Genomic DNA, 18,438 nt, shown 5'->3' with positions numbered 1-18,438 from the left:
TCATAACGCGTAACTTGGAAAGGGGGGTGTGCGGACTCTTTCTTGTCCAAATTCCCGCAGAAGTAGCACTAGTCAGGGTTGTATGACTCGAATTTTCGTGTCAAGCAGTGGCTGGGCTTGGGAAGGACTGATCGTGGCGATGGACCCGCGTCCATGAAGCGCGCAGTGCGTACAGGGGCAGGAATGTTTCACCAGATCTTTTGTCGGGCAGGCGCCGGGCGCGGTTACATTGCGCTGTTCTTTTTTTTCCTCACGTTCCTTTTCCTGGTGGCGATGGTGCCTGTGTCTTCGGCGCAGGCTGGTCTTTGCGGAACAACCCAGAACGTGACAGTGCAGTCCGGCGGGACAAGTGTCATCACCTGCTCGGAGTGGGGCTTTATCCAGCCGGCTGTGACCAACCCGTCCCACGGCAGTCTAACCTTCGGTATGCCCACCAATACGAACGCCCTTATTTACACCAACAACGGAGACGGGGCGACCTCTGACAGCTTCGTCGTCTATGATGAAAGCCCCTCATCGCCAGTCACTTTTAACGTGACGGTTGCGCCATCGAGCTCACCGTTGACCGTGACGCCGGCAAATCTGCCGACACCTGTCATTGGTGTGGCTTACATTCAGACACTCAACACCACCGGCGGCACTGGTCCCTATACTTATGCGCTCAGCGGTGGGACGACGCTGCCACCTGGCCTGACGCTTTCGGCTGCCGGGGTCATATCCGGAACCCCGACCGGCTCGGGCCCCTATAACTTCATCGTACGAGTGACCGATTCCACCACGCCGACGGCGCATACCTACGACAAAAGCTACAATCCGACGATCGCGGCACCCGTGATTGACGTTACCCCGGATAGTCTACCGGACGGCGGAGTAGGGGCCGCCTACAGCGTCCATTTTTCTGCGTCCGGCGGCACGCCGCCGTATACATATACTCTGGACGTAGGCACCTTGCCGACCGGATTAAGCCTTTCAACGAGCGGGCAACTGTCTGGCGCACCAACGACGGCAGGAAGCTTCAACTTCAAGATAAAAATCCAGGATAGCACGACGATCTCGACCGGTGGCGTCCATTTCGTGGCGCAGAATTTTACCACCACCATCAATTCCTTCCCGCCAGTGGCGCTCAGCCCGGCGAGCGGCGCGCTTCCTGCCGCAACGGTTGGCGGCGCCTATTCGCAAGGGATCTCGGCGAGCGGGGGGGCCGGGGCAATCAGTTACGCGGTGACCGCGGGTTCGCTTCCCGCAGGTCTCGCCTTAAACACGACGACGGGCGCAATCAGCGGGACGCCCACCGCTGCCGCGATCGGGACTGCAAACTTTACCGTCACGGCGACGGCGGCGACCTCTGGCTCGGCCACCGCGAACTACTCCATTGCCGTCAGTGCGCCCCCCGTAGTGCTGACGCCGGCAAACAACACCGCCTTGTCAGGGGGAACGGTGGGCGTTGCCTACTCAAACAGCGCGATTTCGGCGACCGGGGGTGTCGGTGCGATCACCTATTCGGTGTCGGCAGGTGCCTTACCGGCAGGGCTCACCATCAATCCCTCGACGGGCGCGATCACCGGAACGCCGCTTCCTGACGCCTATGGTTCCGCGCCTTTCACGGTGACGGCCACGGCTGCGAACGTCGGCACCGATTCCAAGGCCTATTCGATCACCATCGCGGCCCCACCGGTGGTGCTGACGCCGGCGGGTGGGGCCCTTGTCGGTGGCGACGTGAACGTCGTCTACCCGGGTGCGTCGATCTCTGCTAGCGGCGGATTGGGGACGTTCACCTATACGGTGACGGCGGGCGCGCTTCCAGACGGCCTCAGTCTGAGTTCGGCTGGGGCGATTGCCGGTACGCCGACGGCGGCCGGATACGGTACCAAAAATTTCACGATCACAGCGACAGGCTCGACCGCCGGTTCGGCGTCGGCCGCCTACAGCATCGCGATTTCCGCGCCGCCGATGACGCTCACGCCCGCGGGCGGCGCGTTGACGGCAGCGACGGCGGGGACGGCTTACTCCGACATGTCGATTGCCGCCGTAAACGGGCTCGGGACGGTAACCTACTCCTTAGCATCGGGCACACTGCCGCCCGGTCTCGGCCTTGCGTCTGCAAGCGGCGCAATCACCGGGACGCCAACGGTTGCGGGAGCCTTCAGCTTCACCATCACGGCCACCGACATGCATAGCCGGACGGCCAGCGAAAGTTACAGCATCAATGTCGTTGCCATCGCTCCTGATGCTCCGACTGGGGCCGCGGCGATGGCGAATGATGCTAGCGCACGTGTGAGTTTCTCTGCGCCTGCCTTTAATGGTGGCAGCTCGATTACAGGCTACACAGTTACAGCGAGCCCAGGCGGCGTTACCGCGACGGGACCGTCAAGCCCGATCGACGTCACTGGCTTGACCAACGGCACGAGCTATACGTTTACGGTTACCGCCTCCAACCTTGCCGGGACGGGTGTCGCTTCCGGCGCTTCCAACGCCGTGACGCCGAAAGCGCCGCAGACGATCACGTTTGCCAACCCCGGTTCCCAAACTTTCGGTACGACGCCAATCTTGACGGCAACGGCGAGTTCCGGCTTGCCCGTCACCTTCACGTCCGCGACGGCTGGTGTATGCACAATCGATCCCGGCGGTGAATTAGCCTTCCAATCGATGGGTACTTGCACCATTCACGCTGACCAAGCCGGTGACGCGGCCACTGAGGCTGCGCCACGAGTAAGCCAAACCTTCGTGGTGAATGCGGTTGCCCCGGCGGCGCCGACGGGAGTTGTTGCGACGGCTGGCGACAGCCAGGCGATGGTTGCCTTTGTTGCGCCCTGGAGCAGCGGCGGGGCGCCGATCTCGCGCTACGTCGTCACCTCGAGTCCGGACGGCATCACCGCGAACCACACGACGAGCCCGATCGTGGTGACTGGGCTGACGAACGGCACGAGCTATACGTTTACGGTGGTCGCCGAAAACAGCGCCGGTCCTGGTCCTGCGTCGGCCGCCTCCAACGCGGTGACGCCGCGCACGATCCAGACGATCACCTTTGCCAATCCGGGTGCCCAGAACTTCGGCACGACGCCGACCCTGACGGCGAGTTCGGACTCAAGCCTGACGGTGAACTTCACCTCGTCGACGACGGCGGTCTGCACGATCAGTCCCGCTGGACTTCTGACCTTCGTATCGATCGGCACCTGTACCATCAACGCCGACCAGCCCGGCCACGGCACCTATCTGCCGGCAACGCAGGTTAGCCGATCGTTCGTGGTCAACGCGATTGCGCCGGGCGCGCCGACCGGCGTTGTAGCCACGGCCGGCAACGCCTCGGCCGAGGTCTCCTTTGCCGCGCCGGCCAATACTGGTGGTGCGCCGATCACCGGCTACACCGTCACAGCCAGCCCCGGCGGCCTGACCGAGACGGGCCCCGCGAGTCCGCTCACGGTGGCCGGCCTGACGAATGGCACCGGCTACACGTTCACGGTGACGGCTGCCAACAGCACTGGTACGGGGCTCGCGTCCGGCGCCTCCAATTTTGTCACCCCGAAGGGGCCGCAAACGATCATCTTTTCCAATCCCGGACCTCAGAACTATACGACGCCGGTGAACCTAATCGCGAGCGCCAGTTCCGGGCTCCCTGTGGCCTGGCAATCCATGACGCCCAGCATCTGCGTCGTCACTTCAAGCGGTGCGGCAACCTTCCGCAACGGCGGCACCTGCACCATCGAGGTCTCACAGGCCGGCGACGGCGCCTATCTGGCGGCACCCAGTGTCAGCCAGTCGTTCGCGGTCTCGGCGCCGATCTTTGCCTTTTCACCGGCTGCGGGCTCACTGCCGGTTGCAACCGTGGCGACCGCCTATAGCGTGAGCTTCACGGCCACGGATGGCACATCGCCCTATAGCTTCGCGATCGCGAGTGGCGCCTTGCCGGGCGGGCTTTCGCTCGCGTCGTCGGGCGTTCTTTCGGGCGCGCCGAACGAGGACGGTACCTTCGCCTTCACGATCGCGGCCACCGATGCCTATGGTGCGACCGGGACCAGCGGCAGCTACAGCCTGATTGTTCGGGTGCAAGCGCCGATTGCCGGAGCAACGACGAAGACGGTTGCCGCCAACTCGACGGCGAATGTCATTGCGCCCAATCTTTCCGGTGGCGCTGCGGCTTCCGTAACCGTCACTACCGCGCCATCACACGGCACTGCCACGGTGGCTGGAACGTCGTTCAACTATACGCCCGCCGCGGGTTTCTCCGGTACTGACACCTTCAGCTACACCGCAACGAACGCGACCGGGACATCGGCGCCGGCGACGGTCACGGTGACGGTGTCTCCACCGATCTTCGCCTTTACGCCGCTTCCGGGACCGCTTCCCGGGGCGACAGTTGCCCAGCCCTACGATCAGACGATTTCGGCGACCAGTGGAACCGGGCCTTACAGCTACGCGATCATCGGTTCGCAGCCGCCTGGCCTGACGCTCGCGGCCAACGGCCGCCTGTCGGGCACACCGACGGTGGACGGCAACTTCAACTTCACGATCGAGGCGACCGACGCGAACAGCGCGACCGGCTCTGTCACCTATAGTTTGGCAGTGGCGGTTGAGGCGCCGTCGGCCGGTGCGGTTGCGCTTACGGTTGCCGCAAACTCGGCGGCAAACGTCATCTCGCCCAGCATTTCGGGCGGTGCAGCCGCATCGCTCGCGATCGCAAGCCCGCCGTCGCGCGGCAATGCGTCGGTGTCCGGCTTGCAGATCCTCTACACACCCCAACCCGGCTATTCCGGCACCGACAGCTTCACCTACACGGCGACGAATGCGACTGGCACATCCACGCCGGCAACCGTCACGGTGACGGTCTCGCCGCCGGTGCTCGTCCTTTCTCCGACCGGTGGCACGCTTGCGGCCGCCGTCGCCGGGGTTTCCTATAGCCAGAGCCTGACGGCCAGCGCCGGCACGGCACCCTATCTGTATCAGGTTACATCCGGGGTATTGCCGGGCGGGCTGACGCTCGATCCAGTCAGCGGCGCGATCTCCGGGCGACCGGGCGCCGACGGCGACTTCGCCTTCACGGTGACGGCGACGGACGCCAACGGGGCGACGGGGCAGGCGAGCTATCGCATTGCCGTCGTCTCGGCCAACATCGTCTTCAGCCCGGCGGCCGGCAGCCTTCCGGATGCCATGGTCGGTGAGGCCTATTCTGCGCCGATTTCCGCAAGCGGCGGCACCGGCGCCCTGATTTACAGCGTCAAGAGCGGCACTTTGCCAAAGGGCATGGTGCTCAATGTCTCGACCGGCGAACTGACCGGGCCGCTGGCCGCGGATGCGGTGCCCGACACCTACCGCTTCACCATTGGCGTCGTCGACAGCCGTGGCGCCAGCGGTTCGGCGGCCTATACGCTCAAACTCAACCCGCGTGCGGTGACGGCGCCCAGCATCGTCGTCGACGTGCCCGCCGGCACGACACCGAACAACGTCTATCTCAACGCCGGTGCCACCGGCGGTCCGTTCACCAGTGCCGCCGTCGCCTCGGTCTCGCCGCCGATCGCTGGCACAGCCGAGATCATCGAGGGCGAGCTTGCAGCCGCCGGCAGCTTTACGCCGGTCGGCTATTATCTGAAGTTCACGCCCAATCCTTCCTATTCCGGTTCGGCGGTGGTTAGCTACACCTTGAGAAGCGCACTCGGTACGTCGGGTGCTGGAACTGTCACCTACAAGATCTCACTGGACCGTGTCGCAGCCGGGGAAGAGATCGACGGCCTGGTACGCGATTTCGTGCGCAACCGGCAGAGCCTGCTGTCGTCGACGGTCAAGGTTCCGGGGCTGATCGAGCGGCGACGGGCGGCGATGAGCACCGATCCGGTGACGACGGCGGTCACACCATCGGAGAATGGCGCGCGCCTTGGGTTTTCCAGCAGCCTCACTCGGATCCAGGCGGCGCGCGACGCAGCCGACGCGGCGGCTGCCGGCCAAACCTTCGTGAAGACCGACCAGCCCTTCGACGTCTGGATGGATGGCAGCTTTCTGTTCCACAAGGACAAGGACGACGATAGTGACAAGTGGGGCAACTTCGCCCTGTTTTCGATCGGCGCCGATTACCTGATCAGCGAGCGGGCGCTGGTCGGCCTGTCGTTCCACTACGACTACACGAGCGACCCGATCGACGAGGACGCCGAACTGACCGGCAATGGCTGGCTTGCCGGTCCCTATGCGTCGTTCGAAATCGGGCAAGGTGTGTTCCTCGATGCCAACCTGCTCTATGGCGGCTCCTCGAACGACATCGATACCGGTATCTTCACCGGCACCTTCGACACGACCCGCTGGATGGCGGACGTCAAGCTGACCGGCGAGTGGCAGCTCGACGAGATCACGGTGCTAACCCCGAAGCTCAGGGCCGTCTACTTCAACGAAGAGGTCGACGATTACACCGCCAGGAACGCGCTCGGAGAGACGATCGACCTCAAGGGGTTCATCGAGGAGCAAGCCCGCTTCAGCATCGGTCTTGATGTCGAGCGGACGCTGGAACTGGAAAACGGCCTGATCCTGTCGCCGACGGTCGGAGCGGATGTCGGCTTTGCGTCGCTCGATGGCGAAGGCCTGTTTGGCCGGGTCTCGGCCGGGCTCGCGCTCAGCAACAACGACAACTGGGACCTCGACTTCTCGCTGCTCTTCAACATCGAGGGCGACGGTTCGCAGGCGGCTGGTGCGAAAGTCGGTGCGCGCGTCCGGTTCTGACGCCCGCGAGGTCTATACGGAGGTATCGCGTTGCGATTGACGCGATACCGATAGATGAGACGGCGCTGGACCGATACTTCCGTTCCAGTTCACGAGGCTGCCGGCGGTACACCGGCCATCATTGGCTCTGCGACACCGGTTTGCTTCTAGCGTTTCCGGCAGCCATCTTTCCGCACCTTTAGAGCTCCGCCTTCGCGAACGTTGGAGGCTGCGGAATGCTTGGTGAAATGCTTCAGATGCCGGATTTGAGCTTGCCACTGATGTAGCGGAATTCCTGCGTCTTGCCACCATAACCATAGGCGGCAGCCGCAACCTCGTGGACGAGAACGTAGCTCTCGTGGTGTACCCGTCCGAGCAATTGTTCAAAGCGCCCGAAGATGGCTTCGAGATAAGCAGCCATTTCCTGCTTGGTGTTGGTGCCGTCGACGACCTTGATGTCGAGCCAGAAGCTGTTGATATCCTGTTCGGCAAGCGACTTTCCGCCAGCGAACCAGTGTTCCGGATCCGCATAGGTGACGACGATTGCCGTGATCGTCGGATCCTTGCGCAGGTGCGCTGCCGTCAATTCGCTGACCGAAGCGGCGATCCGTGACGAGAGTGCGGTGTCCGGCTTGCCGCTGACGGTGACGTTGATGATGGGCATTGGGTGGTTCCTTTCGGGTTTCCTGTTTCGTGTGTGAGCCCAATCTGCCACGTCTCTATCTTCGGAAAAATCGAATTGTTTAATATCATAACTTCGATTATATTGAATTAATGCAAGCCTTCGATCCCGATCTGCTTCGTACCTTTCTTGCTTTCGCCGAGAGTGGCTCTCTTGCGAATGCGGCCACGGCCGTTGGGCGGACGCCTTCGGCTGTGACCGCCCAGATGCAGCGCCTGGAAACGATGATCGGCGAGCCACTTCTCGCGCCCTCAGGCCGGGGGCGAATTCTCACGCCGGCCGGGGAGGAATTGGTCGTTCATGCACGCCGGATTCTCGAAGTTCACCGGGATGCATGGCTGAGCCTCAAGGGTGCCAGCACCGACGGCCGTCTGGCGCTCGGCTGCACCCAGGATTTTGCCGACAGCAATCTGCCGGATCTCTTGCGCCGCTTCGGGCGCACCCACCCGCGTGTGCGGTTGGACTTGAGGGTCGGCAGATCCCGTGAACTGACTTCGGCCTACGATCAGGGGCTGATCGAAGTACTGATCGTCATGCGGGAGGGGCCGACGCCCGACGAACTTGCCATTCTGCGCGAACCGATGCTGTGGCTATCGTCATCGGATGCTCCGCCCACGGCTGACAGCGAGTTGCCGATCGCGGTGCTGGATCCGCCCTGCGGTTTTCGCGCGGCCGCGACGGCAGCCCTCGATGAGACCGGTCGTCGCTACCGCATCGCGGCGACAAGCCCCAGCCTTTCCGGTCTGCGCGCAGCCGTGCGAAGCGGGATTGCCGTTACGGCGCGCACAGCACGCTTCCTCGGAGAAGGGATCGCGGTCGCACCCCCGGCACTTTCGCTCCCGGCATTGCCGAATGCGGAATTCAGCTTGCGGCTGAAGGTAAAAGCCGACAAGCCGGCGTCGAACCTCGCTACACTGCTTGCCGAAGGCTTGGCGGCCGGTTCCGAGCGGTGGTGAAAACGATCACCAGGAAGACTGCGGCGCTGCCGCGCCGATCTACGGGCATTCCGGATCCAAGCACACAGCGCCAAGGCGAATTCCGAAAGCAGCCGCAGCACCGGGAAAACTGTCTAGGATGACGTTCACATCTGCGCGGTCATGCCGCCGTCCACCGTCAAGGTGATGCCATTGACGAAGCTGGCGCCAGGCGAGGCCAGGAACACGGCGGCCGGTGCGATCTCCTCCGGTCGGCCCCAGCGTTTCAAGGGAATTCGGATATCGACGAAGGACTGCAGTGCCGGATCGGAGGCGAGTGCGGCATTGGTCTCGGTTGCAAACCAGCCGGGCGCAATCGCGTTGACCGTCAGCGTCGCCGATCCAAGTTCCACGGCCAGTGAACGGGTGAGGGCATCAAGACCGCCCTTTGCCGCGGTATAGGCGGGGTCGCCCGGCCGCGCGACGGAGGCGGCGATCGAGGTGACGAAGATCAGCCGGGCGGATGAGGAGCGGCGGAAATAGGGAAGTGCTGCCCGCGCCATTGCATAGGCTGCCGTCAGGTCCGTGTTGACGAGGGTGGCAAAGGCGGCGGGATCCATGACGTCGGTGCCGCGCCGGTCGCGCTCGCCGACGGCGTGAATGAGGATGTCGAGTTGGCCGGTCCTGCCGGCGGCGGCAGCGACGATCTTTTCCGCATCCGTCGAAACGTCGCCGGGAACGATGTCGAGTGCGGTGCCTTCCGAGGCAGCCTGGGTACGGGCCGTTTCGAGTGCGGCGGAACTGCGGCCGTTGATCGCGACGGCTGCTCCTGCCCGTGCGAGCGCCTTTGCCATTTCAAAGCCGAGACCGCGGCCGCCACCCGTTACCAATGCCGTCATTCCGCTGAGGTCGAACATGTCGGTCTCCGATGCATTCCGCCGATTCCGGGCTGACGCTACACCAAATCCCGGCAGGAGAGCTTTAGCGCCTGTCATTGCAGCCGCCAATGGCGCAAGCGCACGGACCGCAGGGCCGTCCTGAAGCGGTTACCGTAAAGCGCTTGTTCCGTCCGGCCCGGCTGTCTAGTTCGTCGAATGCAATGGCGCCCGATCCGGGGCGCGCAGGAAGAGAGAGGGTGCAAGATGACAGTCTCCAACGCCGTGCGCCGGTCGGCTGAAGCCGGTCTGAAACGGGACGACCTGCTCGTCTCTACTCTTTCTTCTGGCGGCAGGGATGGGATATCCCGCCGCAACAGGATTGCATTTTCATGTTTCTACTCGAACAAGCGGCCTATTCGGCTGCTCAGTCCCTTCTGAAGGACTTTTCCTCCACCCACGTAGCCATCGCTGCCGTACTCGACGGCACCATAGACGGTGAAGTCTGGGTCGATCGTCCAGTCGGACCACGCGTCGCGCTGCTCGCCAATGGCGATGCCTATTATCTCGCGGGTCTGCCCGACGAGGTGGTCGATAGCTTTGCCAATCTGAAGGAACTGATCCCTGACTGGGCCTATTTCTTCGTCGAAGACCGCTGGTCCGATCGTCTCGGCGATATCTGGTCTAATCGCTTCGCCCGGCCCCATCCGCGCGTCAGGATGGGCTTGCCGGGAGCAAGTCTTGGTCTTGCTGCGACGGTGTTGCCTGACGGCTTCCGTCTCGTGCCGATCGACCAGCGCCTGCTCGATCTGGAACCCGGCAATATCGAGACGGTAACCGATCTCATGGAAGGGTGGGCTTCTCCCGAACTCTTCCTGGAAAACGCCATCGGCTTCTGTGTGCTTTACGACGGATCCGTCGTCAGCCATTGCGCAACCGACAGCGTCAGCGGTACTCGTTGCGAAGTGGGCGTCGGGACCGAGCCTGCCTACCGGCGCCTTGGGCTTGGCAAAGCGGTAGCGGCTGTGACGATCGCCGAGTGCATCAAGCGCGGACGTCCCGATATCGAGTGGCACGCGCACGCCTCGAACAAGGGATCAATCGCGATTGCCAGGGGCATCGGCCTCCTCGAACGCGATCGGCACGTAGCCTATAGCGGTAACCTGCCGGCAGAGAACGTCGGCGATCTCGATCTCGACACCTGCCGGGAATGGGGCATTCATCTGGAGCAGGCAAGCGATCACATCAACTGGTATCGCTTCCACGCAACCGGAGCCTGGATGCTTGCCGGCGACCGCACTCGGGCGATTGCCAATCTCCGCCAGCTTGTCGATGGCGGTTGGGATGGCGAGGCCGAGTGGCTCGAAGGTTACTGGGCCGTGCAATCGCTCGTCGACGATCCCCAATTCAAGGCGATCGTGGCAAGGCAGCGCGCGATAAGAGAAGAGTAATAACAAGAAGATCCGGCCGTGCCCGTAGGACGCGGCCGGATCTTAAATTGGGTTGTTCCGCGCGTCTTCACGCGTCACTTCATCGTATAGACGTCGATGGTGAAGTACTTGTCGTTGATTTTCTTGTAAGTGCCGTCGGTGCGGATTTCGTCCAGCGCCTTGTTCAGCCGTTCGCGCAGGTCGTTGTCCTCCTGGCGCACGGCAATGCCGACGCCTTCGCCGACGAACTTCTTGTCGGTGATCGGTTCACCGATCAGTTCGCAGCATGCCTTTCCGTCGGCATTCTTCGTCACCCAGTCGAGCAGCGGCAGCATGTCGCCCACCTGAAGGTCGAGGCGGCCGTTGACCATGTCGAGGTTCGCCTCGTCCTGGGTCGGGTAGAGCTTGATCTCCGCATCGGGGTAGGTGGCGGTGATGTATTCGGCCTGGGTCGTGCCTGACTGTGCGCCGATCACCTTGCCCTTGAGCGCCTCATTGGTGAACTCGGTAAAGCCTGCACCCTTCGGGGCCGCATGCGTCATGGCTGCGAGGTAGTAGGGATTGGTGAAGGCGACCTGCTTCTTGCGTTCCTCGGTGATGAACATCGACGCGATGATCAGGTCGTATTTCTTGGCGACCAAACCGGGAATGATGCCGTCCCAGTCCTGGGCGACGACTTCGCATTCGACCTTCATGCGCTCGCAAAGTGCTAATCCGATGTCGACGTCGAAGCCGCCGATCTTGCCGGCGGGGTCGATGAAGTTGAAGGGAGGGTAGGCTCCTTCCGTGCCGATCTTGATCTTTTCGGCGGCCTGGGCCGAAACGGCCGTTGCCGCCATGATGGCGAGCACTGCTGCTGCAATCCGCTTCTTCATTCGCGTTCCCCTTGTTGCGCATCATTCTTGATGCTTCCGGGGAAGACTAAGTCGCGCTCGTCTATAAGCGAAATAGATAGGCGCGATAATCGGTATTGTTTTGGTTGATCTGTCCGGCGGCCAGGTCCTACTTGTAGCGACCGTGGCGCTGCAGCACTTCGACCTTGTAACCGTCAGGATCGACCACGAAGAAAAACCGGGCAAGCAGCGCGCCGTCTCGGTTGAAGTCGACGATATTTCCCGGGTTGAGGCCGGCTTCCGTGAGCCGCTGATGTTCGGCGTCGAGGTCGTCGACCGACAGCGCCAGATGACCATAGCCATCACCGAGCGCATAGGGCTCGGTCCGGTCCTTGTTGACCGTCAGCTCCAGCTCGAATTCGCTTTCCCCGTTGCTGAGATAGATCAGCACGAAGGTTTCGAACTCCAGCCGTTCAGCGATTTCGAGCCCGAAGGCCACACGATAAAAATCGATCGATCGCTTCTCCTCGAGAACGCGGATCATCGAATGGATCGCTTTGGCCACGGACATCTCCTTCAAGCTTGGACCTCGGCGGCGTAGCAGAGTGTCGCCGATGAGGGAACCCCGCCGGGCGGGAGATCAGGCTTTTGCGTTTCGCTTCTTCAACTGCTGTTCGCGGAAGAAGATGAAAAGGCCAGAGGCGACGATCAATGCCGCGCCGACGAGCACGGTCGGGCGAGGGGTGTCGCCGAAAAAGAACCAACCGAAGACGACGGCCCAAAAGAGCAGCGTGTATTGCAGCGGGACGACGGTGGCGGCATCGGCGAGCTTGAGCGACCGATTGACGAGGATATGGGCGAGCATCGCGACGATGCCGAGCGCGCCGAGCTGCAATAGCGCTTCGCCATCGACCGGCGCCCAGCCGGAGGGATTGGCGGCAACGCCGACGAGCGAGAAGATGAGCGCGCCGACGATCTGCCAGAAGACCAGCGTCGTGTCAGGCGTGGAGCGGAGCGTGCGACCGAGCATGAGGGCAAAGGCGAAGGCGGTGCTGCCGGCAAGCGCAATCAAGGCCGGAAGGCCGAGGCTTTCCTTGGAGGGCTCGAGCGCGATCAAGACGCCGGCAAAGCCGATGAGGATCGCCGTCCAGCGCCGCCAGCCGACCTTTTCGCCAAGCAGGAACGGCGAGGCGGCCGCCACATAGATCGGCGCCGCCAGCCAGTAAGTCATGGTATCGGCGAGCGGCATGTAGGCGACCGCGAAATAAAAGGCGGAGGCGTCGATGGCAAAGAGCAGCGAGCGCAGAGCCTGGAGGCCGGGCCGTTCGACCTGGAACATAGAGCGTAGGCCGCGCCTGAGAATGAAGGGCGACAGGAACAGAAGTGCCGCAACGCTTCGGATCACCATCAGCTGGCTGACGGAGTAGGTCGCCACCAGCCATTTGCCCATCACGTCGTTTAGCGAAAACATCAGCATGCCCAAGAGCATGATGAGGACGCCGGTACGGGCGGCGTTCGGGGCGGTTATGGGGGCGGAGATCACGGTCATGTCAGGGCCTTCAATAAGTTGCGCACGCCATGCCACATTCAGCGCGGCCGATCCATTGCCGTCTGTGTATGGAACCATAAGTTTTGCGAATGAATCGGTGACGACGCTTGGTGCGGCGGCCGAACTAAGGCAGGGCTTGGTAACAAACGTTTGGCGATCCACCATCAAAGCGAGTGGCCGCCCCCTTGACGTTCCGCCCGACACTGCTAATTAGTCAAGCGTGCCCGCCGTCCAGACATCGGATCGCGGGTCGAACACTGGTGCCGGGCCCCTCTGGCGAGAGTTTTTACGGCGCTCTCGTGATGTCGGTACCGCCAGCAAATTAGCCGGCGGATTAGCTCTCATGAAAACTGATCTCATGCCTCACGCATGTGCCCCTTTGGCCGTGCGCATTTCTGTTTTGAAACCCCATCTTTTCACCGAATCCGGCGTCGTCCGCGCGAAGGAGGCACGTCGATGAACCAGCCTCAATCGCATTCGAGCGCGCTCGGCTATTTCACCTGGGCCTTCATCGTCACGGTGGTCGGCCTTGTGCTCGGCGCCTGGCTCGGCTGGCAGTCGACCGGCACCATCGGTGGCATGGCCTCCGTCTTCTTCATCTGCACCGTGCTTGCGGTGCTTGAAATCTCGCTGTCGTTCGATAACGCCATCGTCAATGCCAACAAGCTCAAGGACATGACGCCCGAGTGGCAGCATCGCTTTTTGACCTGGGGCATCATCATCGCCGTCTTCGGCATGCGTATTGTCTTTCCGCTCCTGATCGTCGTCATCGCGGCGAAGATCGGCCCGATCGAAGCGATCGTTCTGGCGGCAAGCAAGCCTGAGGAATATGCGCGCATCATGAACGACGCGCATCTGCCGATAGCGGCCTTCGGCGGCACCTTCCTGATGATGGTGGGCCTGACCTACTTCTTCGACCATGAAAAGGACGTGCACTGGATCAAGTGGATCGAAACCAAGATGGCGCGCTTTGCGACCATCAAGGGTATCGAGATTGCGTTCGTTCTCGCCCTCATTCTCAGCTTTTCGACGCTGCTCGAACCGGCAGAGGTCCACACATTCGTGTATTCGGCGATCTACGGCCTCTTGACGTTCCTCGTGGTTGAGGTGGTCGGCGGTCTGCTTGATGCCTCGCAGCAGACCATGAATGCGGCGGCAAAGGGCGGTTTCGGCGCCTTCCTCTACCTCGAAGTTCTCGATGCCAGCTTCTCGTTTGACGGCGTCATCGGCGCCTTTGCATTGACGCAGAACCTCTTCGTCATTGCGATTGGCCTCGGCATCGGCGCCATGTATGTGCGCTCGATGACGATCATGCTGGTTGAGAAGGGAACGCTCAACGAGTATCGCTACCTGGAGCACGGCGCGTTCTACGCGATCCTGGTCCTCTCGGTGGTCATGTACTTTCAGACGCTGGTCCACATTCCGGAAGTCATCACCGGCCTTGGAGGTGCCGCGCTCATCGGGATCTCGCTCTGGTCGTCCATTCGCCACAATAGGCGCGAACGCGAAATGGAAGAGGTGCAAACGCGGGATTCGCAGGAGCAACTGCGAGCCTGATCGGATCTCTTGACTTGATAATGAGCCCGGCGGGCATGTCCGCCGGGCCTATTCTTTATCGAGAGCAACTTCTCGAGGGGGATCGGTGGTTTTGCTTTGAAATGGCAAAATGACGGCTGGCACAGGACCAAGAAAAGCGTCATCCAACAAAAAGGCCGGGTTAAACCCGACCTTTCCTGATCGCACCATGCCGATGCCAGTACATCCGTGGTCAACGGCAAAGGGTACCTGTGCTCTCAATTCAGCCGTCGATCGCAATTTAAGCAAATCGGAAATCCTGATCGCCGTCCCAGTGATGCCGCCTAATCCTGCCGTCTCCCCACGAAGGCCATCTGAAGCGGTGCGCGGGTTCTACGCCTGGCCGGCCCAAGGTTAAATAAAAGCACCGTAGATCAATCTGCCGGATCGAGCCCGTACAAAGCGTGCTGTGTCCTTCCAAGGTCAGCCTTGCGGCGGCTTATTTCCCACGCCGGCTACCTTTGGCTGCCGCCGATGTCTCTTCCGTTGGCGAGGGCGCCGGCAACGGTAAGCGCCGTCTAAACCCAGAGGCGGGATCATCAAGTGTGCTCATTCCCGCTTCCGAGATCACAAGTCCTAACCGCCCACCGATAGCCAGAAAAACCGCCCTGCGAACTGAGGTGTATCCCAGTCGCCGAGGATGAAGGCCCGTGTTCGATCGACCCACGCCCATGAATGGGCGAAGCCATTGTGCGCGACAAGCGGCGCGTACACCGGTTCATCAGTACCGCTGACGGCGTGATGAGCGCGCTCTAGCCGGAGAGCGACACGGCGTTGCGCGTGGCCGTCGCGCCCCTCGAGTACCCTCAAAACGAACCGGCGCTCATGCAGCGAGGTCGGTGCCCACCGGGTGACATCGAACGGTCCGGTGAGGGGGAACGCCACGTTTCCAGGCTGTCTTAGTTCGTCAGCGACGGTCCTTTCGGAGAACCCGTAGAGAGTGAATCCGTGCCTTAGAAGCCGAACCAAAGCCGCCCCTGCACGGTGCCAAGACGTTCGAAAATGCGGCATCACCGCACGCTTGTAAACACATCCATGTGCTGACGTTGGAGGTCGCGTAGGGGACTATCGTCATCGAGGACTTTCGACAGGCCCGACCCGATCTTGTCGCCAGGGGTGTCTCCTCAAGCACTCTCCGCCAGACGAGGCCAGTTGATGTGGCGCAAGAGCCCGGACTTTTCGGGCGTCGATCATGATCGGCCTCTCCTTCAGCACGCCCGTCGAGACATGGCTCGGTTGTGGCAGACGCTGCCAGCCCATCAACCCTGTTCCGCACAAGCACCGAGAACAGGGTGTGACGGGCCGGCCTCCCGCGCCTGCCCCTGCCGCCTCGCCCTCGACGGAGGGGGCGAGCTAAAGGAGGCACCAATGACCAAAGATCGCAGACGCCAAACACAAGTCGATATCTACGAGCGCGTCACTAACCAGATTATCGCCGCCATCGAGGCCGGCGCCGGTGATTACCGGATGCCCTGGCATCACGACGGATCGGCCATCACCACGCCCGTCAACATCGCCTCAAGCAGGACTTATCGCGGCGTCAACATCCTCTCACTCTGGGCTGCGGCCCACGCGGCCGGCTATCCCACCGGGATCTGGGGCACTTACCACCAATGGCAAGCGCTCGGCGCTCAGGTTCGTAAGGGCGAGCACGGTCACCTTGTCGTGTTCTGGAAGACCCACGATCGCGACAAAACGGAGGACCAAGCCGACGACGCAAATCGTGACGAACCCGCCCGGTCCATGTTTGCTCGTGGCTACTCGGTTTTTAACTGCGCCCAGGTTGACGGCTACACACCGCCCGAGAGCCCGGTGTTGCCGGAGGCGAAGCGGATCGATCGGGCCGAACGGTTTTGCGCAGCTCTAGGGATTGACATCTGCCACGGCGGCTCGCAAGCCTATTACCGCCCGGCTATGGACCAGGTGCAGATCCCAAGGTTCGCGTGTTTCCGCGATGCGGTCGCCTACTATGCGGTGCTGCTCCACGAATGCGGCCACGCTTCTGGCGCCAGCCACCGTCTCGGCCGCGATCTCTCTGGACGCTTCGGCTCGGCCGCCTATGCGATGGAGGAATGCACGGTCGAGCTTCTGAGTGCTATGATTTGCGCCGACCTAGGTCTCAGTGTCGAGCCGCGTCCGGACCATGCTCGCTACATTCGGTCCTGGGTCGACGTGATGCATTCCGACAAGCGCGCCATCTTCACTGCTGCCAGCAAAGCGCAGGAGATTGCCGACTGGATGCATGCACAACAGGCCAAGCAAATTGAGGCAAGGGGCGCCGACTAGGCGTCCCTTTCAAGAGAAAATGCCATGGATCATCACCTCGCAAGTGAAAATGCGAGGTGATGAATGGGTGCGCCGAAGGCGGTGGCAGGGCGCGGTGTTTGGAATGGCCGGTTGCCGACGCCGCGGCAATCGGTCCCTTGAATTTTCTGAAGAAAGGGCGTCGGCAAATGAAGTTATGCTGGCTCGCCGCATGACGGCATCTCTGTCGCTTAGCACGCTCTACCGAATAAAAAGTTGCCGACAACAGAGGGAGCTGTGGCCCATGGCGAAGTGCGCTTACGCTGTCCGCAGAATCTGGATTTGTTCGTGAACTCTGCGAACCGTCCGTTTCCCTTTGCGCCTTCCTTCATCATCTAAAAGCTTGCCACCTTTGTCCGAGCAAAGGCAACGCAGCCGGCATTCTGACGATCACGGCAACTGCGGCATGTCTCCCTCGGCAATGTACCAAATCCAAGGCGTCATCTCCGGTCGTGCCTCGATCATTTCCGTCAATGCCCGCTGGTAGTTCCCACCTGCACCGGCCAACACGATAAACATCGCAACCGGGCAGGGTCGCTGTTCCGGCAGGGTGACCGACACGATTGGTTGCTCGTGTGAGAGGTTGAAGCGTAAGCCTTTGACGAACTTGCGTCGCAGCCCTGCCAGTCTGTTCAGAAGATGGCGCTCATGGACGTTTTCGAGTGGGATCCAGTTCTCGTTCACGACCATCATCGCGACTTCTTCGACGGCTGCAACCCCGGATGCCGAAATCCCAAACGTCGCGATCATGACGAGGTGCAATTCATCGTTCGAACGCCACAATTCAAGTTCCGTGTCGTATCTGGCGTTCAACCGCTTCCATGCTTGGTCTTCAAGCATGAAGGGAAAGGGCAGATGCCGAACCGCGATCCGGTGTCCGACGCGTGCGGGGATGAACTCCTTTACTTCCGCAACAGCGATCATCAGTTTGCGCGGTCCTGTCCCGGACGCTTGCGCACCGCAAAGCGCGGTTGCTCGGCGTGCGGCAATTGCTTCCTTGTCCTCCTGATGGAACGTCTCCGGCACAAACAGCACATCGCTGAGCTGTCCGCCGCGGGTCGTCATCTGCGACGCGGCATTCATGAGGCTCGTGCGAACCCGACCCCAGCCGCGCTTTCCAGCCCAGGAGGTATGCCATTCGGTCAATTCTCCCACTTCCCACAGATAGTGCAGCGTTGCGCGCAACGAGAGCTTCTCTGGCTCATTGCGAATGGCGGACTCTTGCGGACCCGCCGATCGAGATGCGGCCGCTCGTGGACCTTTCTTCGTCAGCGAAAAATCGATCTTCAAGCTTGCTCGCCCGTTCGCATCGACCTGGATTGCATTGCCGATCAAAGGCCCGAGGCCGGATAAATCATAGGGAGGTTCAAAGGATGGGCAAGCCGGGTCATGATTGCGCCCGGTAAGCGGCATGCGTTTGACGAGGTGTTGCTCATCGAGCCGCGCGATGTACATCGCAACCGGCGGTTCGTTGCACTGGCAATATGGCCGAAGCCCCTGTTCATAAGCAGGTGCAAGAATTGCCCGGAATTCGCTCGATTCCTCCTCGAATAGCCTGTCGCCGATCAGAAACCGCCGCACATTGAGCCTCCGCTTCC

11 protein-coding genes are annotated in these 18,438 nt (G+C 61.7%); 5 read left to right on the top strand and 6 right to left on the bottom strand.

Annotated elements, in window-relative coordinates; all coding sequences use genetic code 11:
• Positions 1-324 precede the first annotated feature (324 nt).
• Positions 325-6,699 carry a putative Ig domain-containing protein gene (locus IB279_RS20680; protein ID WP_192339727.1) on the top strand — a complete coding sequence of 2,125 codons (6,375 nt, stop codon included), beginning with the start codon at positions 325-327 and terminating at the stop codon, positions 6,697-6,699.
• Positions 6,700-6,931: 232 nt separating this feature from the next.
• Here IB279_RS20680 and IB279_RS20675 read toward each other — a convergent pair whose 3' ends face one another.
• A complete protein-coding gene (locus tag IB279_RS20675) occupies positions 6,932-7,342 on the bottom strand; it encodes a 4-oxalocrotonate tautomerase family protein (protein ID WP_060610274.1) in 411 nt (136 codons plus the stop codon).
• Positions 7,343-7,452: 110 nt separating this feature from the next.
• Here IB279_RS20675 and IB279_RS20670 point away from each other — a divergent pair, with 110 nt between their 5' ends.
• Positions 7,453-8,316 (top strand): LysR substrate-binding domain-containing protein, encoded by an 864-nt coding sequence (locus IB279_RS20670; RefSeq protein WP_112984706.1) that lies wholly within the window; start codon positions 7,453-7,455, stop codon positions 8,314-8,316.
• A 125-nt stretch (positions 8,317-8,441) separates the two neighbouring features.
• Here IB279_RS20670 and IB279_RS20665 read toward each other — a convergent pair whose 3' ends face one another.
• Complete coding sequence (locus IB279_RS20665; RefSeq protein ID WP_127890610.1) at positions 8,442-9,191, bottom strand: SDR family oxidoreductase; 750 nt, start codon at positions 9,189-9,191, stop codon at positions 8,442-8,444.
• Between the two features lie 350 nt (positions 9,192-9,541).
• Between IB279_RS20665 and IB279_RS20660 the strand changes: the two genes are divergently transcribed.
• Positions 9,542-10,600: a GNAT family N-acetyltransferase gene (locus IB279_RS20660; RefSeq protein WP_192339725.1), complete on the top strand. Its 1,059-nt coding sequence runs from the start codon at positions 9,542-9,544 to the stop codon at positions 10,598-10,600.
• A gap of 74 nt (positions 10,601-10,674) precedes the next feature.
• Here the strand turns inward: IB279_RS20660 and IB279_RS20655 are convergent, their stop codons facing one another.
• The 3 genes from IB279_RS20655 to IB279_RS20645 all read right to left on the bottom strand — a co-directional run bounded on the left by IB279_RS20655 (position 10,675) and on the right by IB279_RS20645 (position 12,961).
• Positions 10,675-11,454 carry an ABC transporter substrate-binding protein gene (locus IB279_RS20655; RefSeq protein WP_192339723.1) on the bottom strand — a complete coding sequence of 260 codons (780 nt, stop codon included), beginning with the start codon at positions 11,452-11,454 and terminating at the stop codon, positions 10,675-10,677.
• Positions 11,455-11,581: 127 nt separating this feature from the next.
• Positions 11,582-11,977, bottom strand: a complete 396-nt coding sequence (locus IB279_RS20650; protein WP_110819785.1) for a VOC family protein — start codon at positions 11,975-11,977, stop codon at positions 11,582-11,584.
• Positions 11,978-12,052: 75 nt separating this feature from the next.
• Positions 12,053-12,961 carry a DMT family transporter gene (locus tag IB279_RS20645; RefSeq protein WP_060521316.1) on the bottom strand — a complete coding sequence of 303 codons (909 nt, stop codon included), beginning with the start codon at positions 12,959-12,961 and terminating at the stop codon, positions 12,053-12,055.
• Positions 12,962-13,417: 456 nt separating this feature from the next.
• On the opposite strand from IB279_RS20645, the gene IB279_RS20640 reads away from it, so the two are divergent.
• On the top strand, positions 13,418-14,518 hold the full coding sequence (locus tag IB279_RS20640) for a DUF475 domain-containing protein (RefSeq protein ID WP_034800249.1): 1,101 nt from the start codon (positions 13,418-13,420) through the stop codon (positions 14,516-14,518).
• 1,386 nt (positions 14,519-15,904) lie between these two features.
• Entirely contained in the window at positions 15,905-16,822 is a 918-nt protein-coding gene (locus IB279_RS20635; protein ID WP_112772580.1) for an ArdC family protein, read from the top strand.
• A 408-nt stretch (positions 16,823-17,230) separates the two neighbouring features.
• Here IB279_RS20635 and IB279_RS20630 read toward each other — a convergent pair whose 3' ends face one another.
• Positions 17,231-18,421, bottom strand: coding sequence for a DUF1173 domain-containing protein (locus IB279_RS20630; protein ID WP_113136159.1), 1,191 nt, complete (start codon positions 18,419-18,421; stop codon positions 17,231-17,233).
• Positions 18,422-18,438 lie beyond the last annotated feature (17 nt).

It is taken from the genome of Ensifer sp. ENS06 (assembly GCF_014852205.1).
GTDB lineage: Bacteria > Pseudomonadota > Alphaproteobacteria > Rhizobiales > Rhizobiaceae > Ensifer > Ensifer adhaerens.
Note: the sequence above shows the minus strand (reverse complement) of the source record. Positions and strands in the feature narration are given on the sequence as shown.